The 441-nt window shown below is 45.8% G+C and carries 1 protein-coding gene; it reads right to left on the bottom strand.

The window, feature by feature from the left end; genetic code table 11:
* Positions 1 to 289: hypothetical protein (locus BTA35_RS16790; RefSeq protein ID WP_139363718.1), on the bottom strand; the 289-nt coding region annotated here is incomplete at its 3' end.
* Positions 290 to 441 lie beyond the last annotated feature (152 nt).

Below are 441 nucleotides of genomic sequence, written 5' to 3'. Positions count from 1 at the left end.
CAGGTACACAGTCGCCGCCACCGGATAAGTTGAGTTGTTCGATACGCAAATTGGCAATACGCAACGCATCGGCTACTCGATTTTTTAAGCCTTGCTCAAGGGGGTAAGGGTAAGGTTGATAGCTGTTTTGTACGTCGTTTTGAGAGGCAGACCAACTCACACAGCCGCTACTGAGCATAACGCTTATCAATAAAAGCTGCTTTAAAATAAACAGGTAGACCGGAGCAGGTGCTCGTAATGGTTGAGCACCTGCAATATTGTTGCCTTGATGAGATTGGGCTAATTGCATGATCCTTCTCCCCTATTCCTGATCTACCACAGGCCTACAGATTCGCAGATTATCCAAATTAAGAGACCAGCGTTTCTGTCACACAGCTTCTGATGTCGGCATGAACCGGAATCGCTCTATTGATACGTAACAAAGTGGTAAGTTCTTTAGGT

The sequence above is a fragment of the Oceanospirillum linum genome (assembly GCF_001995095.2).
GTDB classification, from domain to species: domain Bacteria; phylum Pseudomonadota; class Gammaproteobacteria; order Pseudomonadales; family Halomonadaceae; genus Oceanospirillum; species Oceanospirillum linum.
Note: the sequence above shows the minus strand (reverse complement) of the source record. Positions and strands in the feature narration are given on the sequence as shown.